We start from the raw sequence: 24,699 nt of genomic DNA on the forward strand, positions 1-24,699 counted from the left end.
CGGCCAAACACATCCACCCACCCGGGCAGTCCGCTCGCCAGGCCGGCGGTTTGTTGGGTGGTCGGCGGCTGCGCCGATGAGGTTCGGGCGGCCGGTTGCCAGCCAGGGCTGCGGTTGGCTGGGTGGCCGAGCGGCTTCGCGAGCAGGTCTAGGCGCGTTCCAGGAAGGTCAGCACCGCGCGGACCCGCCGGTGCTCGTCGCTGCTGGGTTCCAGGTTCAGCTTGGCGAAGATGTTGCCCACGTGCTTCTCCACCGCGCCGTCGGAGACCGTCAGCGAGCGGGCGATGGCCGCGTTCGACAGGCCCTGGGCCATCAGCCCCAGCACCTCGCGCTCGCGCGGGGTCAGCGCGTCGACCGGGTTGCGGCGTCCTCGGGCCATGAGCTGCGCGATCACCTCCTGGTCGATGCTGGTGCCGCCCCCGGCGACCCGGCGCACCGCGTCCACGAACTCGGCGACGTCGGCCACCCGCTCCTTGAGCAGGTAGCCGACCCCGCCGGTGCCCGCCGCCAGCAGTTCGACGGCGTAGCGCTCCTCGACGTACTGCGAGAGCACCAGCACCGGCAGCCCCGGCACCCGCTCCCGCGCCCCCAGGGCCGCGCGCAGCCCCTCGTCGGTGAACGTCGGCGGCATCCGCACGTCGACGATCGCCAGGTCGGGCCGGTGTTCGAGGACCGCGTCGAGCAGGCCGGAGCCGTCCTCGACGGCGGCGACGGTCTCGATGCCCTCGTCGGCGAGCAGGCGGGTGACCCCGACCCGGAGCAGGACGGAGTCCTCGGCGATCACGACGCGCATGCCGGTCATGGTGTCACCGGGCGGTGTCACCACGCGCACGGCAGGTCCGCCCGGACGACGGTCGGGCCGCCGAGCGGGCTGACCACGGTCATCACCCCGTCGATGGTCGCGGCCCGGTCGGCCAGGCCCGCGAGCCCGCCGCCCGCGCGCACGGTCGCCCCGCCCACGCCGTCGTCGGTGACCTCGACGACCACCTGGTCGGCCGGGGTGCGCCAGACCTTGACCGCCACCAGGCGCGCGTTCGCGTGCTTGGCGATGTTGGTCAGGCACTCCCCGACGATGAAGTACGCCGTGCTCTCCACCGCGGCGGGCGGGCGGGGGTCGACGGCCACGGTGACCTCCACCGGCACCGGCGACCTCGCCGCCAGCGACGACAGCGCCGCGTCGAGCCCCCGGTCCCCGAGCACCGCCGGGTAGATCCCCCGCGCCAGGTCCCGCAGCTCCGCGACGGCCAGCTTGGCGTCGGCGTGCGCCTCCTCGATCAGCGTCCTGGCCGCGTCCGGGTCGGCGTCGAACTTGCCCTTGGCCCGACCCAGCCCCATGGCCACCGCGACCAGCCGCTGCTGCGCCCCGTCGTGCAGGTCCCGCTCGATCCGCCGCCGCTCCGCCTCCGCGGCGTCGACCCCCCTGGCCCGCGACGCCTGGAGCCGGTCGGCCCTGGCGGACTGCTCGGCGGTCCGGTCCGGTCCGAGGACGGCCACCGCGAACCGCGCGTGCAGCCAGGCCACCCTCGGCGCGACCAGGAAGGCCAGCGGCACCAGCGGGATGCTGACGACGCCGACGGCGAAGCAGAACACCGAGATCGGGAAGGCCACCAGCACGAAGGCCAGGTCGCGCCAGGTCCGCCGCTCGGTCAGCAGCTCCCGCCACTGCCGCAGCACCCCGGCGTCGGTCTTGGGCAGCAGCGGCCGGGCGGGCAGCTCCACGTCGGCAAGCGCTTGCGCCCAGGCCCGGTGCGCGTTCCCGAACGCCCGCGCCGCCACCGCCGCCCCCACCAGCACGGCCACCCCGACCCACACGACGACCGTGCCGACGCCCACCGCGACCAGCACCACGGTCGTGATGAAGGCGGTCAGGCCCAGCGGGAACAGGCCGATCAGGTACAGGATCGCCTTCGCCGGGTTCGGGTACCGGCGGTTCACGCCAGGCTCCGGGCGGGCCCGAGCAGCGCGCGGGCGAACCGGGCGTGCGCCCGACCCAGACCCCGGGTCACCAGGACCGTCAGACCCAGCAGGACCACCCCCGCCAGCGCGAACGGCACCGCGTCCGGGATGGAGTCCACCACGACCCAGGGCCGGTCCCAGTCGAACACCCGGAACTCACCCTCCGGCAGCCACCGGTAGAACAGGGGCAGGAAGACCAGCCCGAGGCTGGTCGACCACAGCGTGACCACCACGGTGAACTCCGCGATCCCCACCGGCAGCATGAGCAGGAAGTACAGGGCGTCCCGGTAGGTGTTGACGTCCTTGACCCGCGCCCGCCACCGGTTCTCCTCCGGCAGGGCCGGGTAGGGCAGGTCGATGTGCGTGTCGAGCATCGCGTACACCCGCGCCCGCTCCAACCGGGCCCCACCGCGCGAGAGCAGGATCGCCAGCGCCAGCACCGGCAACCCCACCCACACGACCGCCGTGCCCACCCCCACCGCGAACAGGGTCACCACCACGGTGAACCCGATGATGCCGACGGCGAGGTTCATGGTCAGGAACCCCAGGGACCCGACCACCGAGGGCCGGGGAACCGCTGCTGGTGTCACGGTTGCCGGTGTCACGGCTGCTGATGTCATGGCCCCAGCATCTCGGGACCCGGCGGCGGGGTCGATGGGGAGCGCAGGCGGGTCCGGGGTGGGGCTGTCCCCACCCCCGTCCGGGCGCCTCCCGCGGGCCCGGGGAAGACCCGTGGGGGGAACCGGGATGAAACCGGGGCCGCGGGGCGTTAGGATGGGCGGAGCAACGTCAACACCCAGGGGGTGAACGGTTTCGACTCTGGCCGTGGATTCAGGAGAAGCGTGCAGGTGCAGGCGGGATTGACCACCTCAAGCGTCGCCCGCAAACCAATAAGCGCCAAGACTAACAGTCGCGCTGACTTCGCCCTCGCTGCCTAAGCGAGTGTGAGTCTGTCGGCCCGGGAGTGCCTCCGTCCCGGTCGCCGGCATCAGCTAGGAGGCTCACCGCCAGTCCCGGTCACGGGGCCTGAACGGGAAGCTCACAGTGACTGGGCCCGTCACACTGGCTTGTTCGCGTGACCAGTGGGGCCGAGTAGAGACAATGCGAACTGCGCACGGAGAAGCCCTGTTGAAACGACAGAGGACCCGGGTTCGATTCCCGGCACCTCCACGAGACGACCTCGACCGACCTGTGTTCGCGGAAAGCGCGAACACAGGTCGGTCGTCGTTTTCCCTGGGGGGCGACCCCCCAGACCCCCACGGTGCGGTGTGTTGCGTTCCGGGGTGGTCCGGTTGGGCGGGGGACGTTCCGGGGCGGTCCGGTTGGGCGAGGGTCCTTGTCGGTCCGACGGATGGGCGGGCCGCGAGGCGTCGTGATGCGGGAGCTGCCGGTTTGGTTGCCGCTCGATCGGGTGGTAATCGTTTCTGGGCGTTGCGCTCGTCGGTTGCGCCGAGGAACCTGACTGTTCAATAAGCAAACACATCATGCCCGTCCGGTCTGGAACGTGGCCCGGGTACGGCGACTGGCCTCGACGCGGTGGAACCGCTCGACTAATCGGCCAGCCGCTTTCAGCTGCACCCAATCGTGTGACGATCCCCGGTGTGTCGGCGCTTCCTTGCGCGGTAGTGTGTGTCGTGCAGTGAAACGGGATCGAGAGCAACCCGGACAATGGTCGACCGCTGAACGTGTTGTGGACGCCATTGGGCGCAATCCCGGGTTTGGATTGGAATCGGTCTCGCGTCTCGTGCATTCTTCAGGTGGAGCGTCCCAGGAAGGGAAAAGGCACGGCGCCCCGGGTGGCAGCCCAGGACACCGCGCCCCTTCTGGTGGCCGCGCCAAGTTCGACGTCCAGTGGATAGGAACGAAGGAGCAACGCGGCCGATGGCCACACTACAAGGCTTTCCCGAAGAAGTTCCAGATGATCATGAGCACGTCCCCGGATCGTGGTCGCCGCCGCGAAGGGGCGCCGACGACGACACCGTCTCCCTGCCGGAACTGCTGGCCTACGGCGAGTTGGACCACCTGCTGCACTCCCGCGGCAGGCGGTACGACCGACCCGACGTGCAGGACTGGCTGCGGCAGGTGGAGCGGGTGACCACCCACCGGTCGGTTTCCACGACGGCCTTCGTGTGGAAGTCGGTGGCGATGGGCGTCCTGGCGGTGTCCTTCCTGCTGCTGTTCCAGTGGTTGGTGCCGGAAACACTGCCCGCCGTGGCTCCGACGCTCGGGGCGATCGTGCTGACCAACTGGATTCGACTCTTCTGGCAGTGGCGTCACTGACTGCCGGGAGAAAACCCGAGGGGGGCGGGGGCAGCCTGCTGCTGGTGTTGGCAACAGCAGACCACCCCCTGCTCGGGAGGTGACGGCCGTCCGGTTTGCCCTGCCGGCGGAAAGGACGGCCGTCACCGCACTTGCGGTTTCCTCGTGTCCTGGCGTCATTGCCGGTGCACGTGCAGTCAAGCGTGCAGTCGGCCGCAACAGAATGACCGGCGACCGCAGCCACACCATCGTGTGGAGCACCTTGCATTTCGCCATTTCCCGTGCCGTTGAACGGTGCCGCGCTCACCTGCACCGCGAGCCGGGGTGGCGACTTCCGGTCACACGCGAATGCATTTCATCCTGAGCGTGTGAATCGTGGGGAAACGCGGCAGCGCGGGCCGACACCGGGTGGTGTCGGCCCGCGCTGCCGTTCTCACGCCGCCAGGACCGCTGCCTTGTCCTCCTCCAGGGCCAGTTCCACTGCCTCTCGGACGTCGGTGACGAAGTGGATGGTGAGTGCTTCGCGGACGGCGTCGGGGACGTCGTCCATGTCCGGTTCGTTGCGGTGGGGCAGCAGGACCGTGGTGATGCCCGCCCGGTGGGCGGCCAGCAGCTTCTGCTTGACGCCGCCGATCGGGAGCACCCGGCCGGTGAGGGAGACCTCGCCGGTCATGGCCACGTCGGAGCGGACCGGGCGGCCGGACAGGAGCGAGGCCAGGGCCGTGGTCATGGTGACGCCCGCGCTGGGGCCGTCCTTGGGCACCGCGCCCGCCGGGACGTGGATGTGGACCCCCCGGTCGGCCAGGGTGGCCGTGGGCAGGTTCAGCTCCGCGCCGTGCGAGCGCAGGTAGGACAGGGCGATCTGCGCCGACTCCTTCATGACCTCGCCGAGCTGGCCGGTCAGCGTCACCCCCGCGGCGCCGGTGCCGGGCTCGGCCAGCGACGCCTCCACGAAGAGGACGTCGCCGCCCGCGCCGGTGACGGCCAGGCCCGTGGAGACGCCGGGGACCCCGGTGCGTTCGGCGGACTCCGGGGTGTGGCGGGGCCTGCCGAGGTGGGTGCGCAGGTCCGCCGCGTCCACCCGCAGGGGCAGCTCCGAGGAGCCCAGCGCCAGCCGCGCCGCCACCTTCCGCAGGACGCGGGCGATGGAGCGCTCGAGCTGCCGCACGCCCGCCTCCCGGGTGTACTCCCCCGCCAGCAGGCGCAGGGCGTCCCGGGACACCGAGACCTCCTCCGCGGTGAGCCCGGCCCGCTCCAGTTGCCTGGGCAGCAGGTGGTCGGCGGCGATGGTGACCTTCTCGTCCTCGGTGTACCCGTCGAGCCGCACCAGCTCCATGCGGTCGAGCAGCGGGGCCGGGATGGACTCGACGACGTTCGCCGTGGCCAGGAACACCACGTCGGACAGGTCGAGCTCGACCTCCAGGTAGTGGTCGCGGAAGGTGTGGTTCTGCGCCGGGTCCAGGACCTCCAGCAGGGCGGCGGTGGGGTCGCCGCGGTGGTCCGAGCCGACCTTGTCGATCTCGTCGAGCAGGACGACCGGGTTCATCGTGCCCGCCTCCTTGATCGCCCGCACGATGCGGCCGGGGAGGGCGCCGACGTAGGTGCGGCGGTGGCCGCGGATCTCGGCCTCGTCGCGGACGCCGCCCAGGGCGACGCGGACGAACTCGCGCCCCATGGCGCGGGCCACCGACTCGCCCAGCGACGTCTTGCCGACCCCGGGCGGGCCGGACAGGGCCAGGACCGCGCCGGAGCGGCGGCCGCCGACCACGCCCAGGCCGCGCTCGTCGCGGCGCTTGCGCACGGCCAGGTACTCGATGATGCGGTCCTTGACGTCGTCGAGGCCCGCGTGGTCGGCGTCGAGGACGGCGCGGGCGCCGGGGATGTCGTAGGAGTCCTCGGTGCGCGTGGTCCACGGCAGGTCGAGCACGGTGTCGAGCCAGGTGCGAATCCAGCCGACCTCGGGGGACTGCTCGGAGGTGCGCTCCAGCTTGTCGACCTCGGCCAGCGCGGCGTCGCGGACCTTCTCCGGGAGGTCGGCGGCCTCGACGCGGGCGCGGTAGTCCTGCTCCTCGGAGGCGGGCTTGCCGTCCAGCTCGGCCAGTTCCTTGCGGATGGCGGTGAGCTGTTGGCGCAGCAGGAACTCCCGCTGCTGCTTCTCCATCCCCTCCCGCACGTCCTTGCGGATGGTCTCGTTGACGTCGAGTTCGGCCAGGTGCTCGCGGCCCCACTCCAGCAGCCGGGTCAGCCGCTCGGCGACGTCGGTGGTCTCCAGCAGCCAGACCTTGTTCTCGTCGGAGACGTAGGTGGCGTACCCGGCGAGGTCGGCCAGCGCCGACGGGTCGTCCACCGAGGCCACGCTGTCGACGACCTGCCACGCGCCCCGCTGCTGCAGGATGCGGGTGACCAGGTCCTTGTAGTCGCGGGCCAGCTCGGGCACCCGCTCGTCGACGACCTCGTCCAGCACCTCGACCTGCACCCACAGCGCGGCGCCGGGGCCGGTGGTGCCCGCGCCGATGCGCACCCGGCCGGTGCCGCGGACGACGGCGGCGAGCTGCCCGCCGGGCAGCCTGCCGACCTGCTCGACCACGGCCAGCGTGCCGACCCGCGCGTACCTGCCGTCCAGCCGGGGCACCAGGACCACCCGGGCGGGCTCGCCGCCGGAGCGGGCGGCCTCGACGGCGGCGCGGGCCTCGTTCGCGTTGTCGCCGCCGGTGAGCTGGATGGGGACGACCATGCCGGGCAGCAGGACCGTGTCGTCCAGCGGGAGCACCGGCAGCGTCAGAGCCTCGGACATGCGGATCACTCTCCAAGAAGTTGAGTCTGATCAGCTCAACCTCCCTGAGCCCGGTGCTGTTCCCCCCTCGTGTTCGCCGTGAGCGAGCGCGGAACGCGGTATACCTGTGATCGACAAACCGGACTAGGAGCGGCCCTGATGAGCGACCTCACCCTGCACATCGACGCGGAGGGCACCCCGGCGACGCTGGACCGGCTGACCGACGGCCTCGCCGACGACCTGCGCGCCGCCCGGGTCGGCACGGTTTCCCGGGGCACCGCCGCAGGCGCCCCGGGCAGCAAGTCCGGCCTCGCGCAGACCATCGGCGAACTTCTCGTCGGCGGGGCGGTGCCGGGCAGCCTGCTGGTGGTGCACCGCACGGTCGTCCAGTTCCTGGAGCGGTCCAAGGCGCGCTCGGTCACCGTCGAGGTGAACGGCAAGAAGATCACCATCACCGCCGCCACCGCCGGGGAGACCGCCGAGGCCCTGCGCATCGCCGCCGAGGCCGAACCGGGGGAGTAGCCGTGGCCGAGCGCAGAGCGCTGCTGATCGGGACCTCCCGCTACCAGGACCCCGCGCTGCCCACGCTGCAGGCGCCGGGCAGGGAGACCCGGCAGCTCTCGGAGCTGCTCAACGACCCCGACATCGGCGGGTTCGCCGCCACCGCGCTCATCGACGAGCGCAAGGCCGTCGTCGAGCGCGAGATCGAGGAGCTGTTCGCCGACCGGGGCGTCGACGACCACGTGCTGCTCTACCTGTCCGGCCACGGCATCAAGAACGCGGACAACCAGCTCTTCTTCGCCACCACCGACACCCGCCAGGACCGCCCGTACTCCACTTCGATCCCGGCGGTGCTGGTGCAGCGGCTGCTGCGCGAGTGCCAGGCCCGGTTCAAGGCGGTGGTCCTGGACTGCTGCTACAGCGGCTCGTTCGCCCCCGGCGCGGTGGCCAAGTCGGGGGCGGCGGTCGACGTCAGCGCGCTCGGCGAGGGCACGTTCGTCATCACCGCCACCAACGCCCTCGACCCGGCGTTCGAGGACGAGCGGGTGGTCTTCGGCAACAGCACCCCGTACTCGGTGTTCACCGACGCCCTCATCGCGGGCCTGGAGACCGGGGCCGCCGCCCGCCCCGGCTCCGACGAGATCAGCGCCGACGACCTGTACGACTTCCTCGACCGCGAGCTGCGCAAGCCGCGCGCCGACGGCCGGGTGCAGCGCCCGCACCGGCTCAACCACGGCCTGGGCGAGTTCAAGGTCGCCGGGGCGCGCACCCGGCGGCTGGCGGTCGACGAGACCACCGCCTCGCCCCGGCTGGCCGAGCTGGTCGCCAGGGACGACCCGGCGGCGGCCCGCGCGCTGCGGGTGCCGATCGGGCAGGCGCACCGGGCCACCGCGCGCGGCGACGACCTGGTGCGGCTCGACCTGGCCGGGCCGGACGGGCACGTGTGCGTGGTGGGCCGGATCTGGTCGGGCAAGTCGACGCTGCTGCGCACCCTGATCGGCGGGCTGCGCACCGGCCGCTCCCCCGCCGAGGTGCGGTTCGTCTGCCTGGACGGGGGCGGGCAGCTCGCCGACCTGGCCGACACCCCGTACGTCGACCGGGTGGTGGCGCCCTCGGACACCGAGGGCGTGCGGGCGGCGCTGGCGCACGTGCTGGCCACGATCGAGTTCCGCGACCGGCTCTTCCGCGCGGGCTCGATCCGGCTGACGCACCACTACCGCGAGCTGCGCCACCGCAACGCGCTGCCCCCGGGCGACCACGCCGACCTGTTCCTGGTGGTGGACGGCTGGGACCGGTTCCACACCCGCGGCGTCGCCGAGGACGTGCGGCGGATCGCGGGCACCGGCCTGGGCCGGGGCGTGCACGTGGTGCTCACCGCGCGCACCTGGTCGGAGGTGCCGCCGGAGATCAGGAGCCTGCTGCGCGGCCGGATCGAACTGGGCCTCGACGACCCGCGCGAGTCCCACCACCCGGAGCTGTCGGCGAGCCTGCCCAGGACCGCGGGCTGGGGCCTCTGCGACGGGCGCCCGTTCCTCACCGCCGTGCAGGAGCACGACCAGACCGAGGAGGAGATCAACGCCGTCGCCGCCCGGCTGGCCAGGATGGCCGGGCCGGAACCCGCCCCGGCCGACGAGGCGGCGGTGGCCGACCCGCTGCTGTCGAACCCCCCGCTACTCGATCTGCTGGGTCTGCCGAACGCCCAGGCCATCCCAGGTTCCCCGAGCAGGCCACCGGAGCTGCGCCACCGGGCGGCATTCGGGGTCGACGAGCATGGCGACCCGGTCGAGCTGGACATCAAGGAGGCCGCCGAGGGCGGCACGGGCCCGCACGGGATCTGCGTCGGGGCGACCGGGTCCGGGAAGTCGGAGTTCCTGCGCACCCTGGTGCTCGCCATGATGGCCACCCACAAACCCGCCGAGCTGAGCTTCGTGCTGGTCGACTCCAAGGGTGGCGCGACCTTCCGCGACCTGGACGGCGCACCGCACGTCGCCGCGTCGGTCGCTGGCCTCGCCGCCGACCCGCTGCTGGTCGACCGGCTTGGCACCGCACTGCACGGCGAGATCTCCCGCAGGCAGGAACTGGTCGGGCACCGCGGCTTCAGCGCGGTGCCCGGCCACCGCGGGACCCGCCGCGGCTGGCACGACCTGCCGCCACTGCCCGCGCTGTTCGTCGTGGTGGACGAGTTCTCGGCGCTGCTGGACGCCCGACCCGACTTCATCGACGTGTTCACCACGATCGGCAGGCTCGGCCGCTCACTGCGGATACACCTGTTGCTGGCCTCGTACCAGTTGGAGGAGGGCAGGCTGCGGGAGCTCGACTCGTACCTGTCGTACCGGATCGGGCTCAAGACGTTCTCTGCGGCGGAGTCGCGCGCGGTGCTGGGGCTGGCGGACGCCTTCGAGCTGCCCCCCGTCCCCGGGTCGGGCTACCTGCGCACCGTCGTGGGCGAGGTGGTCCGGTTCAAGGCCGCGTACGTCTCCGGTAGCGCCGCCGGACGGTCGACGCTAGACGAGGTGGTGGCGGTGCTGCCGGACACCGGCGACCCGGTGGCGCCGATCTGGCTGCCACCGCTGGGCGAGTCCGACCCGCTGGACCGTATGATGCCTGCCCTGCGGACGCGACCAGGCCGCGGGCTGAGCACCGGTGTGCGACGCGGCGCGCTGACCGTGCCCCTGGGCATGGTCGACCGGCCGTACGAGCAGCGCTACGAGGTGCTCCTCGCCGACTTCTCCGGCACCGCGGGCCACGCCGTGGTCGCCGGTGGCCCGCGGTCGGGCAAGTCGGCGCTGCTGCGGACGCTGGTGCTGGCCGCGGCGCTCACCCACACCCCGGCCGAGGTCCGGTTCTCCTGCCTAGACCTCGGCGGCGGCACGCTGGGCCCGCTGGCCGGGCTGCCGCACGTCGGCGACGTGGCGGGGCGGACCGACCCCGACCGCGTACGCCGGATCATCACCGAGTGCACCGACCTGCTCGTCGAGCGCGAGCGGCAGTTCCTGGCCGAGGGCTTTGACTCCATGGCCGAGGCCCGCCGCGCCGGGGTGCCGGACGTTTTTCTGGTCATCGACGGCTGGTTGAACCTGCGGCAGGAATTCGAGGACGTCGAGGACGCGGTCACCACCATCGCCCACCGCGGCCTGACCTACGGCGTGCACCTGGTCCTGACCGTCACCCGGTGGGCCGAACTGCGGGCGGCGGTCCAGGACCTGATCAGCACCCGGCTGGAACTACGACTCGGCGACCCGGCCGACTCCGGGATCGACCGGCGGGCCGCCGCGGCGGTGCCGGAGCGGACCCCGGGGCGGGGCATCACCACCACCCGGCACCACTTCCGCGCGTTCCTCCCCCGGATCGACGGTTCCCGCGACACCGAGGACGTGGGCGCGGCCCTGCGCGCGGCGGTGTCGGCGGTCGACGCGGCCTGGACCGGCGAGCGGGCGCCCCGGGCCCGGCTGCTGCCAACGACCGTCGACCGGTCCGCCCTCGACGGGGACGAACGGGTGGGCAGGCGGTTCCCGATCGGCCAGGACATCCGGCTGCGCACGGTCTACCTGGACCCGGAGGCCGAGCCGCACTTCGTCGCCTTCGCCGACGGGGAGTCGGGCAAGACGAACCTGCTGCGCACGATCATGACCGGCATCACCGGGCGGTACACCGGCCGCGAGGCGGTGATCCTCCTGGTCGACTACCGGCGGACCCTGCTGGGGTTCCTGAACACCGACCACCTCCTCGCCTACGCGGTCTCCTCCATCCAGCTCGACGACATGATGCGCGACGTCCGCGACTCGATGCGCAAGCGGCGGCCGGGCCCCGACGTCACCCAGGAGCAGCTCCGCAACCGGTCCTGGTGGCGGGGCCCGGAGCTGTTCATCGTGGTCGACGACTACGACCTGGTCGCCACCGCGGACGCCAACCCGCTCGGCCCGGTCGTGGAATTCCTCGGCCAGGCCAAGGACGTCGGCCTGCACCTGGTGCTGGTCCGGCGGACCGGCGGGGCGGGCCGGGCGGTGTCCGACCCGGTGCTGGGGCGGCTGCGCGAACTCGGCACCCCCGGCCTGGTGATGAGCGGCAGCCCGGACGAGGGGCACCTGCTGGGCCGGGTCAAGCCCGCGCCGATGCCGCCCGGCCGGGGCACGCTGGTGAGCCGCCGGTCCGGGCAGGAGCTGATGCAGGTGGCGTGGACCGACCCGTCAGCCGTGCTCCAGCCCGAGCTGCCGGGCACCGTCCTGCCCGATCCCGAGCAGCCGGGCGCCGTTGTCGTGCAGTACGGCTCGCAGGAACGGGTCGCCGAGGCCGGGGGCGGCGGCCCAGCCGGTGATGGCGGCGACCTGCTCGGCGTAGGCGTAGGGGATGCTCGGGAAGTCGGTGCCGAAGACCACGCGGTCGGCGACGTCGGCCAGCCTGCGGGTCCAGTCGGCGGGCAGCGGGGCGATGTCGGTGGTGAAGGGGACGCCGACCATGGTGGTGTCGAGGTGGACCCGGGGGTGGCGGTCGAGGAGGTCCAGCGCGAGGGACAGCTCCGGCATCCCGGCGTGGGCGAGGACGGCGGTGAGCGCCGGGTGGCGGCGCAGCACCTCCTCGAAGACGGGCAGGCCGGTGTGCTCCCCGGGGAGGGGGCCGTGGCCGCAGTGGACGACGACCGGGACCCCGGCCTCGGCGAGCAACCCCCAGGCGGGGTCCAGTAGCGCGTCGCGGGGGTCGTAGGCGCCGACCTGGACGTGGGCCTTGACGCAGCGGGCACCCGCGCGGACCGCCGCGTCCAGGTAGGACACGACGCCCGGTTCCGGGTAGAGGGTGGCCGTGGGGACGGCCTCGGGGACGGTGGCGGCGAAGTCGGTGACCCAGTCGGTGAGCCAGGCGGCCATGCCCGGCTTGTGCGGGTAGACCAGCGGGGCGTAGGCGACGACGCCGAACGAGCGCAGCAGCTCGACCCGCTCCGGGACCGGCAGGCGGTAGTGGATCGGCCACGCCCGGCCGTAGTTGCGCTCGGCGTCGTCGAAGTACTGCCAGACCTTGCGCTGGACCTGGTCCGGCAGGAAGTGCACGTGGATGTCGACCAGGCCCGGGACGCCGAGGGAGCGGGCCAGGCCGACGAGGTCCCCGTCGCGCATCAGCGCATCCCCTTGGCCGCCCGCCCGAGCGAGCGGGTGATCTCCTTGTTGGCGTCGCGCTTGGCCAGGTCCTGGCGCTTGTCGTAGGACTTCTTGCCCTTCGCCAGCGCCAGCTCGACCTTCACCTTGCCGTCCTTGAAGTACAGCGACAGCGGCACCAGCGACAGGCCGGACTCCTTGATCTTGCCGATCAGCCGGAGGATCTCGCCCTTGTGCATCAGCAGCTTGCGGGTGCGCCGCGGCTCGTGGTTGGTCCAGGTGCCCTGCGTGTACTCGGGGATGTGCAGGTTGCGCAGGTAGACCTCGCCGTCGTCGACCGTGGCGAACGCGTCGACCAGCGAGGCCCGGCCCTCCCGCAGGCTCTTGACCTCGGTGCCGACCAGGACCATGCCCGCCTCGTACGTGTCGACGACCGAGTAGTCGTGCCGCGCCTTGCGGTTCGACGCGATCACCTTGTTCCCGCGCTCCTTCACCATGCCGCGAACTCTACGGAAGCAGCCGGGTGGGCGGCGACGCAGTTGTCATGTGCGCACGTAGAGGCGCAGGGTGACGTAGCCGGTGATCGCGGAGATGCCCAGCGCGACCAGCAGCAGCCACGGCGAGACCAGCAGGATGTCGAGCCCGTCGACCGAGCGGACCACGCCCGCGTTGATCGGGTCGGCCAGCACGTCGTCGAGGAACACGACCTTCAGCCCGACCAGGCCGAGGATCGCCACCAAGGCGCCGATGAGGCCGGTGACCATGGCCTCCAGCAGGAAGGGCAGCTGGGTGTACCACCGGGTGGCGCCCACCAGGCGCATGATCCCGACCTCGGTGCGCCGGGTGAACGCCGAGAGCTGCACCGTGTTGGAGATCAGCAGCAGCGCGGCGATGGCCATGAAGAGCGCGACCGCGAAGGTCATGTTCCGCACGCCGTTGAGGGCGTTGAAGAACCGGTCGAGGAACTCGCTCTGGTCGGTGATGGTGTCGATGCCCGCCTGGCCCTGGTAGGCCTGGGTGACGACCTCGGGCCGCTCCGGGTCGACGAGCTTGACCCGGAAGGACGCGGGCAGCGCCTCCGGCCGGGCCAGCTTCACCAGCTCCGGCTGCGCCTCGAAGATCTGCTTGAACCGCTCGAAGGCCTGGTCGCGGTTCTCGAAGGTGATCGAGTCGACCGCGGGGTCGCCCTCCAGCTTCGACCGCAGCCCCTTGCACGGGTCGTTCTGGCACTCCTTGTCGGTGGAGGACACGTCGTCGGTCAGGTAGATGCTGACCTCGACCTTGTCCTGGTAGAGCGCCTGGGTCTTGTCGATCATGCGCACGACCAGCAGTCCACCGCCGAGCAGGGCGAGCGAGATGGCGGTGGTGATGATCATCGCGATGGTCATCGTGATGTTGCGGCGAAGGCCGGTCAGGACCTCGCTGAACACGAAGCTGGCACGCATGGGGGGCGGTGTTCCTCGCTGTTTCGGGGCAGTCGGGGGCTGGGGTGATCGACTAGCGGCCGACGCCGTAGACGCCGCGGGCGTCGTCGCGGATCACGCGGCCCAGGTCGAGCTCGACCACCCGGCGGCGCATGGAGTCCACGATGGAGTGGTCGTGGGTGGCCATCAGGACGGTGGTGCCGGTGCGGTTGATCCGCTCCAGCAGCAGCATGATGTCCTGGCTGGTGTCCGGGTCCAGGTTCCCGGTCGGCTCGTCGGCCAGCAGCATCAGCGGCCGGTTGACGAACGCGCGGGCGATCGCCACGCGCTGCTGCTCACCGCCGGAGAGCTCGTGCGGCATCCGCTCGGCCTTGCCCTCCAGGCCCACCAGCTCCAGCACCTCGGGCACCACCTTGCGGATGGTGTGCCGGGGCTTGCCGATGACCTCAAGGGCGAACGCGACGTTCTCCGCGACGGTCTTGTTCGCCAGCAGCCGGAAGTCCTGGAACACGCAGCCGATGGACTGCCGCAGCCGGGGCACCCGGCGCCGGGCCATCCGCGCGACGTCGAAGTTCGCCACGTAGACCCGCCCCTTGCTGGGCACCTCCTCGCGCAGCAGCAGGCGCAGGAACGTCGACTTCCCCGACCCGGACGCGCCGATCAGGAAGACGAACTCACCCTTGTCGACCTCGACCGAGATGTTCTCCAGGGCGGGCCGGGTGGAGGTCTTGTAGACCTTGGAAACCTCTTCGAGCCGGATCACGGTGGGCGAGTCTACCTTCGGTCGTTATCGAGCCGTTGCCTCGGTCCCGGCGAGGAACCGCCTGGTCACACTGCGTAAATCTCGCACACCCCGGCACTACGGCGCGCATGCGCGGCGCACTCCCGGATGCCGCCCTACTGCGTGCGGCGCCAGCGGATGCCTGCTTCCAGGAAGCCGTCGATGTCGCCGTCGAGGACGGCGCTCGGGTTGCCCATCTCGAACTCGGTCCGCAGGTCCTTGACCATCTGGTACGGGTGCAGCACGTAGGAGCGCATCTGGTTGCCCCACGAGCCGCTGGAGCTGTCCTTGAGCGCGTCCATCTTGGCCTGCTGCTCCTGCCTGCGGCGCTCGAGCAGCTTGGCCTGCAGCACGGCCATGGCCGAGGCCTTGTTCTGCAACTGCGAGCGCTCGTTCTGGCAGGAGACGACGATGCCGGTGGGCAGGTGGGTGAGCCGGACGGCGGAGTCGGTGGTGTTGACGCCCTGCCCGCCGGGGCCCGAGGAGCGGTAGACGTCGACGCGCAGGTCCTTCTCGTCGATGTCGACGTGGTCGGTCTGCTCGACGACCGGAGCGACCTCGACCGCGGCGAAGGAGGTCTGGCGGCGGCCCTGGTTGTCGAACGGCGAGATCCGGACGAGCCGGTGCGTGCCCTGCTCGACCGACAGGGTGCCGTAGGCGTAGGGGGCGGCGACCTTGAAGGTGGCGGACTTGATGCCCGCCTCCTCGGCGTAGGAGGTGTCGTAGACCTCGGTGGGATAGCCGTGCCGCTCGGACCAGCGGATGTACATCCGCATGAGCATCTCGGCGAAGTCCGCCGCGTCGACCCCGCCCGCCTCGGAGCGGATGGTCAGCAGCGCGTCGCGGCCGTCGTACTCGCCGGAGAGCAGGGTGCGGACCTCGAGGGAGGAGATGTCGGCGCGCAGCTTGTCGCGCTCGGCGTCGGCCTCGGCGAGGGAGTCGGCGTCGCCGCCGCCCTCCTCGGCCAGCTCGTAGAGCACCGGGAGGTCGTCGAGCCTGCCGCGCAGCTCCTCGATGCGGCGCAGCTCGCCCTGGCGGTGCGAGAGCCTGCTGGTCACCCGCTGGGCGGACTCCGGGTCGTCCCACAGGTCCGGGGCGGCGGCCTGCTTCTCCAGCTCGGCGATCTCCACGCGGAGGCCGTCGAGGTCCATGACGGTCTCGACGCTCGTCAGCGTGGCGGAGAGTTCCTTGAGGTCAGCGGCGACGTCCGGGTTCACGTCGGGAAAGATTACGCGGACGCGGACGCCGCCGCTGCGGCGGTAGGCCCCTGGTGGGGCCTCGCCGGGGCCTCGGGCGGGGGACTGGAGGTGCGGGTGCGGTCGGCTAGGCCTTGGGGATGGAGTCGAGCAGCTTGAGCACGGCCTTCGCCCTGGCCACCCCGAACTCGGCGATCGCCTTGGCGTAGGGGTCCTCGGCCGACTTGACCGCGGCGCGCGCGGACTCGTGCTCGCCGTTGTAGACCTGCTTGGCCGAGTCGATCAGCGCGGCCCGCTGCTTGGCGGTCAGCGTGGAGGCGTGCACCAGGCGCAGGATGAGCGGGCTGCGCAGGTGGTCGGGGCCGGGCTCACCGCCCAGCCACGCCTTGAAGGCCTTCTTGCCCGCGGCGGTGATCACGTACTGCTGGCTGGACCGGGGGCCCTGCTTGCCGAGGCGGACGAGGCCGTCCTCGGCGAGCGCGGGCAGCTCGCGGTAGACCTGGCTGCGCGTGACGCTGAAGAAGGAGCCGAAGCGTTCGCGCGCGGCCGCCACGAGCTGGCCACCCGTCTGCGGGCCCTCGTGCAGCAGGCCGAGGAGTGCGGCTGCGGTTGCGTTCAATTCAGACACCGCTCCACGGTCCCACGCAGGGCCCGCGCTGTCCACAGTGGCCATGAGGCTGAGTCCACAGTGGCTGATCGCACATAGACACCACCGGTCCGTTCGGCCCGCCACCGAACAGCCGAACCGGACCCCCCTGTCCGGAGCAAAATCCGGCGGTCCCAGGTGGACACGGGGCGCGCACTCGCCTGAACGAGTGGATCTCCGTACGGCGCACTACCCGTTCAGAGCAATGCCCCCGGGCGCGCGGTAGCCGTCCGAAACCCGCCGAAAACCCCGGTAATGTGACCCGGATCACTCTGATATCCGCAGGTCAGGGGGTGAATCAAAACCGGTTGCAGAACTGAGGCGCACCTGTTATCCGAATCCCTACTAAAGTAGGTTCCTCGCGAGCGGTTCACCACTGAGTATCCCCTTCCCAGAGGCGACACCACCGTGCTGCGGCGATTATTCCACCGCAGACCCGCGCACCCCGGTCCGGCCCGGGGCCGCACCTGACCAACCGGGAAAGGCTGGAACCCGCGTGATCGGCTTTCTCCTCCGGCGCCTGGCGAACTACGTCGTCCTGTGCCTGGCGGCGACGTTCCTCGCGTTCGCGCTCGCGTCGGCGACGTTCGACCCCATCGCGATCCTGCAACAGCGCAACCCGCCGCCGCCCGCGGCCGTGCTCGATGCCAAGCGCGCCGACCTGCACCTGGACCAGCCGGTGCCGCAGCGGTTCCTGACCTGGGTTGGCGGGGTGGCGCACGGCGACTTCGGCCGGACGGTCACCGACCGGTCCGTCGTGGAGGAACTGCCGCGCCGGGTCGGGGTGAGCCTGCGGCTGTTCCTGATCGGGGTGGTCCTCGGCGTCGGCTTCGGCGTGCTGCTCGGGGTGATCAGCGCGATCCGGCAGTACAGGCTCAGCGACTACCTGGCGACGCTGTTCTCCTTCGTCATCCTCTCCACCCCGGTGTTCGTGCTCGGCACGCTGCTCAAGCAGCCCGCCCAGGGCTTCAACGACCTGATCGGCACCAACTACCTGCAGACCCTCGGCGAGCAGACGCCCGGGTTCCAGGGCAGCTGGTTCGCCTCGCTCGGCGACCGGCTGCGCTACCTGATCGTGCCGACCGCGACCATCGCGCTGGGACAGATCGCCTACTACAGCCGCTACCAGCGCAGCGCCATGCTCGACGTGCTGGGCAGCGACTTCCTGCGCACCGCCCAGGCCAAGGGCCTGACCCGGCGGCGGGCGCTGTTCAAGCACGGGCTGCGCACCGCGCTGATCCCGATGGCGACGCTGTTCGCGTTCGGGTTCGGCCTGCTGATCACCGGCGGCACGTTCACCGAGCGCATCTTCGGCTGGTACGGCATGGGCGACTGGCTGATCACCGGGGTGGTGTCGCAGGACGCGAACATCGTGGCCACGGTGACGCTGTTCATCGCCGTGCTGGTGCTGGTCTCGGGCTGGCTGTCCGATGTGCTCTACGCGGTGCTGGACCCGCGGGTCCGGGTTTGAGGGCGGGGAGAAGGACATGGTGACTCTGACCGAAGACGGCGCGACCCCCGGCGGCTCCCCCGTGGACACCTCGGTGGCCGCGGAGCGCTCGCCGAGCCGCTCGCGCCTGGTGCTGCGGCGGTTCCTGCGGCGCAAGCCCGCGCTGATCGGGCTCGTCGTCGTGGTGCTGCTGTACGCGGCGGCGTTCCTGTCGCCGCTGTTCGCGCCGTGGGACTACGCCGAACCCGACTACACCGCGTTCCTGCAACCGCCAGGCGGCACGCACTGGTTCGGCACCACCAAGATCGGCGAGGACGTGTTCGCCCAGGTGATGCGCGGGTTGCAGAAGTCGCTGACGATCGGGCTGCTGGTCGGGCTGATCTCCACCTCGCTGGCCGCGGTGGTCGGCGCGGCGGCGGGCTACTTCGGCGGCTGGACCGACCGGGTGCTGATGTGGCTGGTCGACCTGCTGCTGGTGCTGCCGTCGTTCCTCGTCATCGCGGTGGCCTCGCCCGCGTTCAAGGGGCAGAGCTGGCTGATCTTCGTGCTGCTGCTGGCCGGGTTCAGCTGGATGATCACCGCGCGGATCGTGCGCGGCATGACGCTGACCCTGCGCGAGCGCGAGTACGTCAAGGCGGCGCGGTTCATGGGGCAGGCCCCGTTCCGCATCATCGCCAAGCACATCGTGCCGAACATGGCCTCGCTGCTGATCATCGACGCGACCGTCACGGTGGGCGCCGCCGTGCTGTCGGAGACCGGGCTGAGCTTCTTCGGCTTCGGCGTGCAGCCGCCGGACGTCTCGCTGGGCACGCTGATCGCCTCGGGCACCGAGTCGGCCATCACCTACCCGTGGCTGTTCTACGTGCCCGCCGGGTTCCTGGTGGTGTTCGTGCTGTCGGTGAACCTGTTCGGCGACGGCCTGCGCGACGCGCTGGACCCGAGCGCCGCGGGCAGCCGCAAGCGGGACAAGAAGGTCAAGAAGGGCAAGACCGGCAAGACCGGGACGGGAGCGCAGGCATGACCGCCGCGGAGACGCTGTTCGAGGGACCGGACGCGGAGCGGGCCGGGCCGGTGCTGGAGGTCGACGACCTGCGGGTGTCGTTCCCCAGCGAGGACGGCCGGGTGCAGGCGGTGCGCGGGCTGAGCTACCGGGTCGCCCCGGGCGAGGTGCTCGGCATCGTTGGCGAGTCCGGCTCGGGCAAGTCGGTGTCGTCGCTGGCGGTCATGGGCCTGCTGCCGGATTCCGCCAGGGTCACCGGGTCCATCCGGTTCCGCGGCCGCGAGCTGCTGGGCCTGTCCGACGGCGAGCTGTCGAAGATCCGCGGCCGCCGGGTGTCGATGGTCTTCCAGGACCCGCTGTCCGCGCTGACCCCGGTCTACACCGTGGGCGACCAGATCGCCGAGGCCCTGCTCACCCACGGCCGCGGCCGGGTGAGCAGGCAGCAGGCCGACCGGCGCGCGGTGGAACTGCTGGACCTGGTGGGCATCCCGAACGCGGCGGCGCGGGCGAAGGCGTTCCCGCACGAGTTCTCCGGCGGGATGCGCCAGCGGGCGGTCATCGCCATCGCCATCGCCAACGACCCGGACCTGATCATCGCCGACGAGCCCACCACCGCGCTCGACGTGACCGTGCAGGCGCAGGTCCTGGAGGTGCTCAAGACCGCGCAGGAGGTCACCGGCGCGGGCATCGTGATCATCACCCACGACCTGGGCGTGGTCGCCGGGTTCGCCGACCGGCTGCTGGTCATGTACGCGGGCCGCGCGGTGGAGACCGGCGACGTGCACGAGGTCTACCGGCGGCCTCGGATGCCCTACACGCTCGGCCTGCTCGGCTCCATCCCCCGGCTGGACGCGGCGCAGAAGCAGCCGCTGGTGCCGATCGAGGGCCAACCGCCGTCGCTGACCGACCTGCCGCCGGGGTGCCCGTTCGCGCCCCGCTGCCCGATGGTCGTCGACGCCTGCCTGACCGAGGAACCCCCGCTGTTCCAAGTGGACGGCTCGGTCGACGCGACCGGGGACGGCACCGGGCACCGGGCCGCGTGCATCCGCAGCGCGGAGATCGCCGAGCGCGAACCGGACGCGGCGGAGGTGTTCGGCGCCGAGGTCATCGGCGAACCGGAGATCGCCGCGGTGCCCCGCGCGGAGCGCGAGGTCGTGCTCGACGTCGCCGACCTGGTGAAGACGTTCACCGTCACCAAGGGTTCGGTGTTCAAGCGCAAGGTCGGCGCCGTGCACGCCGTCGACGGCATCTCCTTCGACATCCGCGCGGGCGAGACGCTGGGCCTGGTGGGCGAGTCCGGCTGCGGCAAGACGACCACGCTGATGGAGATCCTGGGGCTGGAGGAGCTGATGGGCGGCTCGATCAGCGTCCTGGGCAAGCGGGCCGCCGAGCTGGACAAGGCCGGGCGCAAGGCCATCCGCCGCGACATGCAGGTGGTGTTCCAGGACCCGCAGGCCTCCCTCGACCCGCGGATGCCGATCGGCGACGTGCTGGCCGAACCCATGCAGGTGCACGGGTACCCCGCCGCCGACATCGCCAAGCGGGTGCCGGAACTGCTCGACCTGGTGGGGTTGCGCCGCGAGCACGTGGGCCGCTACCCGGCGGAGTTCTCCGGCGGTCAGCGCCAGCGCATCGGCATCGCCCGCGCCCTGGCGCTGAACCCGCGGCTGATCGTGCTCGACGAACCGGTCTCGGCGCTGGACGTGTCGATCCAGGCCGGGGTGATCAACCTGCTGGACCGGCTCAAGGCCGAACTGGGCCTGTCGTACCTGTTCGTCGCGCACGACCTGTCGGTGGTCCGGCACATCGCCGACCGGGTCGCGGTCATGTACCTGGGCAAGATCGTCGAGATCGGCGACGTGGACGCGGTGTTCGGCGCCCCCCGGCACCCGTACACGCAGGCGCTGCTCTCGGCCATCCCCATCCCGGACCCGGTCAAGGAGCGGCAGCGGGAGCGGATCATCCTCGAGGGTGACCTGCCGAGCCCGGCGAACCCGCCCACGGGCTGCCGGTTCCACACCCGGTGCTTCCTGTACGCCTCGCTCCCCGAGGAGCGGCGGCGGATCTGCGTGGAGACCGAACCCGCGCTGGAGGGGTCCGGCGACCACTCCGACGCGTGCCACTTCGCGCGATCGCGTGCGGTGGTCGAACCGATGGCGGACGATCACCGGTGAGTTTGCCGCCGCGCACGAGTGCGGCGGCATGAGTGAGGAGGCTCGATCCTGTGAGTCGGAGCAAGTTGGCAGCGCTCGTCGCGCCCCTGACCGCGGTCGCGCTGGCCCTGAGCGCCTGCGGCAGCGGCGACAGCGGCGGCGGCGGTGGGGTCCAGGCTGGCGACCAGGCCACCCAGGGAAGCTGGGACATCAACGAGGTGGACGTGTCCAAGCTGAAGGAGGGCGGTGAACTCAAGTGGCCGCTCGACTCGCTGCCGGACAACTGGAACTACAACCAGCTCGACGGCACGCTGCAGGACGGCGACTACATCATCAGCGCGATCCTGCCCAAGCTGTTCAAGGCCGACAAGGCGGGCAAGGTCGTCATCAACAAGGACTACCTGGAGTCGGCCGAGCTGACCTCGACCGGGCCGCAGGTCGTCACCTACAAGATCAACCCCAAGGCCAAGTGGAGCGACGGGACGCCGTTCACCTGGGAGGACTTCGACGCCCAGTTCAAGGCGCTCAACGGCACCAACACCGAGTTCTCGGTGTCGGGCACCACCGGCTACGAGGACGTCGAGAAGGTCGAGAAGGGCGCCTCCGACCAGGACGTCAAGGTCACCTTCAAGCGCAACTTCGGCGAGTGGACGAACCTGTTCACCCCGCTGTACCCGAAGTCGCTGAACGCCACCCCGGCGGAGTTCAACACCGGCTGGCAGACCGCGCCGAAGGCCACCGCGGGCCCGTTCAAGATCGGCACCATCGACCCGACCGCCAAGCTGGTCACCGTGGTCCGCGATGACGCCTGGTGGGGCGACAAGCCCAAGCTGGACAAGATCACCTACCGGGTGGTCGAGCGCGCGGCCCTGGCCGACTCGATGACCAGCGGCGCCATCGACTGGTACACCATCGGCTCCAGCGTCGACCTGTACCAGCGCGGCAAGGCCATCCAGGGCGCCGTCATCCGCCAGGGCCCCGGCAAGGCCTACTCGCACCTGACCTTCAACGGCGCGCCGACCTCGATCCTGTCGGACCCGAAGCTGCGCATCGCGGTCATGAAGGGTCTGGACCCCGCCACCTACGCCAAGGGCATCCTCGGCCCGATCGTGAGCGACCCCAAGCCCCTGGGCAACCACTTCTTCCTCCAGGGCACCGGCAACTACGCCGACAACTCCGCCCCGGTCAAGGCCGACAAGGAGGCCGCGAAGACCGAGCTGGACGGCCTCGGCTGGAAGCTCGACGGCGAGTTCCGCAAGAAGGACGGCAAGCAGCTCGACATCCGGCTGGTCTCGACCGCGGCCAACCCGATCTCCGAGCAGATCTCGAAGCTGACCCAGGCGCAGCTCAAGGAGATCGGCATCAACGTGGTCATCGACGCCCAGCCGTCGTCGGTGTTCTTCAAGGACTTCGTCAACACCGGCAACTTCGACATGGTCGGGTTCCAGTGGTCGCAGACGCCGTGGCCGATCAGCTCGTCCAAGGGCATCTACTACCTCGACGAGAAGAACGTGAACCAGAACTACGGCCGCATCGGCTCCGAGGAGATCAACAAGAAGCTCGACGAGGCCAACCAGGAACTCGACGAGGCCAAGCGGGTCGCGCTGACCCAGGACGCGGACAAGCTCATCTGGGCCGAGGGGCACCACCTGCCGCTCTACCAGACCCCGGCCGCCCGCACGGTGCGCGCCACCCTGGCGAACTTCGGTTCGTTCGGCGTGGCCGACCCGGACTACACCAAGATCGGCTTCACCGGCTGATGACCGCCCCGACCGGACCGCGCGCGCTCCCGCGGGTGCGCGCGGTCCGGCAGGTCGCCGCCCGGACCCTGCTGCTGCTCGTCGCCTGCGCGGCGGTGGCGGCGGTGTCCGGGCTTTCCTCTTCCACCGCCTCGGCGGCGCTGTCCGGCCTCACCGCCCGCGCCACCGGAACCGTCTCGCCGCTGCGCGAGGGCGTGGTCCTGGCCCGCTGGGAGGTCGACGGCCGCGCGGTGTCCGCGGAGGTCGAGATCGCCGTCCGCGCCCCCACCGGGACCACCCCGGCGAACATCGCCTACTCCCCCACCGACCCCACCCGCGCGGTCGTCCCCGGCGCGACCCTGCTCGCCACCGCCGACCGCGCCGCGAGCGGGGTGGTGTTCGCCGCCCTGGTCGCCGCCCTGGCGGTCCTGTTCGACCTCTGGCTGCTCCTGAGCCGCCTGCACTCCGCCCGCGGCCCCGGCCGCCCGCTGGTGGTCCGCCGGGTCCGCGTGCAGCGCGGCCTGCTGGCCCGGTCCTGGCTGGAGACCGAGTCGGGCCCGGACCGCTGGATTCCGGTGCACTTCGACCCGGCGCTGCTCACCCTCCCCACCCCCACCGAGGTCACCGCCACCGGGGGCCGCTGGAGCACCGTCCGCCTCCCCACCGGCGAAACCCTGCACCCGTCCGGCCCCACCCGCACCACCGAACCGCGGGGCCGCCGCACCGACAACGCCACCGCCCCCGACCCGGCCGCCGCCCCCCGCTGGACCCGCCAGTGGCGCGTCGACGCGGCCGCCGCCGTACCCGCCCCGGTCGTCGGCCTGTTCTGGTCCCACCTCGACGGCAGCGGCTTCCCCGGCTGGCTCGCCGCGACCACCATCACCGCGGCGGTCGCGGTCTGGCTCTGGTCCGTGCGCGGCTCCGACCCGAGCTGACCGCCCCTCCACTCAGGACTATCCGGCACCACATCCAGCCAGGCGCCCGAGCGCCGGTGGTCGTCGGCGTTCGTGGTCCCGACCCCGGAACCCGCCCCGGATCGGTCGACCGCATTGCTTGACCTCTCGTTTACTGGAGGTTTTAGCGTTGTCGGCATCCCACGGAGAGGCGAGGACATGACGATGGAGCGGATCACCCTGGCGGTGGTCATCGGCAGTGTGCGGGAGGGCCGGTTCGGGCCGACGGTGGCGAACTGGTTCGCCGAGCGGGCCGGGGCGGACGGCGCGTTCGAGGTGGTGCTGGTGGACGTGGCGGACCGGGACGGCGACTTCGCGGCGGCGGTGGACCGGGCGGACGCGTTCGCGGTCGTCACCCCCGAGTACAACCACGGCTACCCCGGCGCCCTCAAGGAGGCCATCGATTCGGTGCACACGGGGTGGTTGGCGAAGCCGGTGGCGTTCGTGTCCTACGGCGGGTTGTCGGGCGGTCTGCGGGCCGTGGAGCAACTGCGGCAGGTCTTCGCCGAGCTGCACGCGGTGACGGTCCGCGAAACCGTCAGCTTCCACAACGCCCACACCCGGTTCGCCGGGGGCTCCCCTGTGGACCCCGGTGCGGACGTGGCGGCGAAGAAGCTCCTCACCCACCTGCACTGGTGGGCCACCACCCTGCGCGAGGCCAAGCGCACGAACCCGTACCCGGCCTGAAAAAGCGCGAGAGGCCGGTCCCACCGGGACCGACCTCTCGCGTTCGTAGCGGGGACAGGATTTGAACCTGCGACCTCTGGGTTATGAGCCCAGC

Annotated in this window: 18 protein-coding genes, 1 other RNA gene and 1 pseudogene; 10 read left to right on the forward strand and 10 right to left on the reverse strand. The window is 71.5% G+C overall.

Annotated elements, in window-relative coordinates:
• Positions 1-148: 148 nt before the first annotated feature.
• From UO65_RS26365 to UO65_RS26375, 3 genes are read right to left on the reverse strand one after another with little or no spacing between them, the layout of a single operon-like run.
• The gene (locus UO65_RS26365) at positions 149-793 is read right to left on the reverse strand and encodes a response regulator transcription factor (protein ID WP_035287642.1); all 645 of its coding nucleotides are present in this window, start codon (positions 791-793) and stop codon (positions 149-151) included.
• Positions 794-819: 26 nt separating this feature from the next.
• Positions 820-1,935, reverse strand: coding sequence for a sensor histidine kinase (locus UO65_RS26370; RefSeq protein ID WP_035287628.1), 1,116 nt, complete (start codon positions 1,933-1,935; stop codon positions 820-822).
• The gene (locus tag UO65_RS26375; RefSeq protein ID WP_233427847.1) at positions 1,932-2,546 is read right to left on the reverse strand and encodes a sensor domain-containing protein; all 615 of its coding nucleotides are present in this window, start codon (positions 2,544-2,546) and stop codon (positions 1,932-1,934) included. Before UO65_RS26375 ends, UO65_RS26370 begins: the two co-directional genes overlap by 4 nt.
• A gap of 209 nt (positions 2,547-2,755) precedes the next feature.
• Between UO65_RS26375 and ssrA the strand changes: the two genes are divergently transcribed.
• Positions 2,756-3,129: a transfer-messenger RNA gene (gene ssrA, locus UO65_RS34065) on the forward strand.
• A 708-nt stretch (positions 3,130-3,837) separates the two neighbouring features.
• Positions 3,838-4,236 carry a hypothetical protein gene (locus UO65_RS26380; RefSeq protein ID WP_152552288.1) on the forward strand — a complete coding sequence of 133 codons (399 nt, stop codon included), beginning with the start codon at positions 3,838-3,840 and terminating at the stop codon, positions 4,234-4,236.
• Positions 4,237-4,648: 412 nt separating this feature from the next.
• On the opposite strand, the gene lon is transcribed toward UO65_RS26380, so the two are convergent.
• Complete coding sequence (lon, locus tag UO65_RS26385; RefSeq protein WP_035287644.1) at positions 4,649-7,009, reverse strand: endopeptidase La; 2,361 nt, start codon at positions 7,007-7,009, stop codon at positions 4,649-4,651.
• A gap of 138 nt (positions 7,010-7,147) precedes the next feature.
• On the opposite strand from lon, the gene UO65_RS26390 reads away from it, so the two are divergent.
• Together UO65_RS26390 and eccCb are read left to right on the forward strand one after the other, a co-directional pair.
• Complete coding sequence (locus tag UO65_RS26390; protein ID WP_052021802.1) at positions 7,148-7,510, forward strand: effector-associated constant component EACC1; 363 nt, start codon at positions 7,148-7,150, stop codon at positions 7,508-7,510.
• A gap of 2 nt (positions 7,511-7,512) precedes the next feature.
• Positions 7,513-11,652: pseudogene (gene eccCb / locus UO65_RS38360) on the forward strand (type VII secretion protein EccCb); the annotation flags it as partial.
• A gap of 24 nt (positions 11,653-11,676) precedes the next feature.
• On the opposite strand, the gene UO65_RS35055 reads toward eccCb, so the two are convergent.
• From UO65_RS35055 to UO65_RS26420, 6 genes are all read right to left on the reverse strand, one after another.
• Positions 11,677-12,597, reverse strand: a complete 921-nt coding sequence (locus tag UO65_RS35055; protein ID WP_084176279.1) for an amidohydrolase family protein — start codon at positions 12,595-12,597, stop codon at positions 11,677-11,679.
• Entirely contained in the window at positions 12,597-13,073 is a 477-nt protein-coding gene (gene smpB, locus UO65_RS26400; protein WP_035287633.1) for an SsrA-binding protein SmpB, read from the reverse strand. Before smpB ends, UO65_RS35055 begins: the two co-directional genes overlap by 1 nt.
• Before the next feature lie 45 nt (positions 13,074-13,118).
• Positions 13,119-14,021 (reverse strand): permease-like cell division protein FtsX, encoded by a 903-nt coding sequence (gene ftsX / locus UO65_RS26405; protein WP_035287634.1) that lies wholly within the window; start codon positions 14,019-14,021, stop codon positions 13,119-13,121.
• A gap of 52 nt (positions 14,022-14,073) precedes the next feature.
• On the reverse strand, positions 14,074-14,763 hold the full coding sequence (ftsE, locus tag UO65_RS26410; protein ID WP_035287638.1) for a cell division ATP-binding protein FtsE: 690 nt from the start codon (positions 14,761-14,763) through the stop codon (positions 14,074-14,076).
• Positions 14,764-14,897: 134 nt separating this feature from the next.
• On the reverse strand, positions 14,898-15,998 hold the full coding sequence (gene prfB, locus UO65_RS26415) for a peptide chain release factor 2 (protein WP_052021804.1): 1,101 nt from the start codon (positions 15,996-15,998) through the stop codon (positions 14,898-14,900).
• Between the two features lie 106 nt (positions 15,999-16,104).
• On the reverse strand, positions 16,105-16,605 hold the full coding sequence (locus UO65_RS26420) for a PadR family transcriptional regulator (RefSeq protein ID WP_035287639.1): 501 nt from the start codon (positions 16,603-16,605) through the stop codon (positions 16,105-16,107).
• Positions 16,606-17,119: 514 nt separating this feature from the next.
• Between UO65_RS26420 and UO65_RS26425 the strand changes: the two genes are divergently transcribed.
• From UO65_RS26425 to UO65_RS26450, 6 genes are all read left to right on the forward strand, one after another.
• The gene (locus UO65_RS26425) at positions 17,120-18,094 is read left to right on the forward strand and encodes an ABC transporter permease (protein ID WP_035287640.1); all 975 of its coding nucleotides are present in this window, start codon (positions 17,120-17,122) and stop codon (positions 18,092-18,094) included.
• Between the two features lie 16 nt (positions 18,095-18,110).
• Positions 18,111-19,094: an ABC transporter permease gene (locus UO65_RS26430; protein WP_052021805.1), complete on the forward strand. Its 984-nt coding sequence runs from the start codon at positions 18,111-18,113 to the stop codon at positions 19,092-19,094.
• Positions 19,091-21,247 (forward strand): ABC transporter ATP-binding protein, encoded by a 2,157-nt coding sequence (locus tag UO65_RS26435; protein ID WP_052021806.1) that lies wholly within the window; start codon positions 19,091-19,093, stop codon positions 21,245-21,247. Before UO65_RS26430 ends, UO65_RS26435 begins: the two co-directional genes overlap by 4 nt.
• A gap of 50 nt (positions 21,248-21,297) precedes the next feature.
• The gene (locus UO65_RS26440) at positions 21,298-22,986 is read left to right on the forward strand and encodes an ABC transporter family substrate-binding protein (RefSeq protein WP_233427848.1); all 1,689 of its coding nucleotides are present in this window, start codon (positions 21,298-21,300) and stop codon (positions 22,984-22,986) included.
• On the forward strand, positions 22,986-23,900 hold the full coding sequence (locus UO65_RS26445) for a hypothetical protein (protein WP_052021807.1): 915 nt from the start codon (positions 22,986-22,988) through the stop codon (positions 23,898-23,900). Before UO65_RS26440 ends, UO65_RS26445 begins: the two co-directional genes overlap by 1 nt.
• 177 nt (positions 23,901-24,077) lie before the next feature.
• Positions 24,078-24,605, forward strand: a complete 528-nt coding sequence (locus UO65_RS26450) for an NADPH-dependent FMN reductase (protein ID WP_200873476.1) — start codon at positions 24,078-24,080, stop codon at positions 24,603-24,605.
• The last annotated feature ends 94 nt before the right edge of the window (positions 24,606-24,699 follow it).

This window comes from Actinokineospora spheciospongiae (genome assembly GCF_000564855.1).
Taxonomy (GTDB): Bacteria; Actinomycetota; Actinomycetes; order Mycobacteriales; family Pseudonocardiaceae; genus Actinokineospora; species Actinokineospora spheciospongiae.

Bases quoted from the DNA above. Each gene is read 5' to 3' on its own strand.
- ftsX (WP_035287634.1), bottom strand. From the start codon at position 14,021: ATGCGTGCCAGCTTCGTGTTCAGCGAGGTCCTGACCGGCCTTCGCCGC.
- UO65_RS26365 (WP_035287642.1), bottom strand. From the start codon at position 793: ATGCGCGTCGTGATCGCCGAGGACTCCGTCCTGCTCCGGGTCGGGGTC.
- UO65_RS26390 (WP_052021802.1), top strand. From the start codon at position 7,148: ATGAGCGACCTCACCCTGCACATCGACGCGGAGGGCACCCCGGCGACG.
- UO65_RS26380 (WP_152552288.1), top strand. From the start codon at position 3,838: ATGGCCACACTACAAGGCTTTCCCGAAGAAGTTCCAGATGATCATGAG.
- UO65_RS26435 (WP_052021806.1), top strand. From the start codon at position 19,091: ATGACCGCCGCGGAGACGCTGTTCGAGGGACCGGACGCGGAGCGGGCC.
- UO65_RS35055 (WP_084176279.1), bottom strand. From the start codon at position 12,597: ATGCGCGACGGGGACCTCGTCGGCCTGGCCCGCTCCCTCGGCGTCCCG.
- smpB (WP_035287633.1), bottom strand. From the start codon at position 13,073: ATGGTGAAGGAGCGCGGGAACAAGGTGATCGCGTCGAACCGCAAGGCG.
- lon (WP_035287644.1), bottom strand. From the start codon at position 7,009: ATGTCCGAGGCTCTGACGCTGCCGGTGCTCCCGCTGGACGACACGGTC.
- UO65_RS26450 (WP_200873476.1), top strand. From the start codon at position 24,078: ATGACGATGGAGCGGATCACCCTGGCGGTGGTCATCGGCAGTGTGCGG.
- UO65_RS26430 (WP_052021805.1), top strand. From the start codon at position 18,111: ATGGTGACTCTGACCGAAGACGGCGCGACCCCCGGCGGCTCCCCCGTG.
- UO65_RS26445 (WP_052021807.1), top strand. From the start codon at position 22,986: ATGACCGCCCCGACCGGACCGCGCGCGCTCCCGCGGGTGCGCGCGGTC.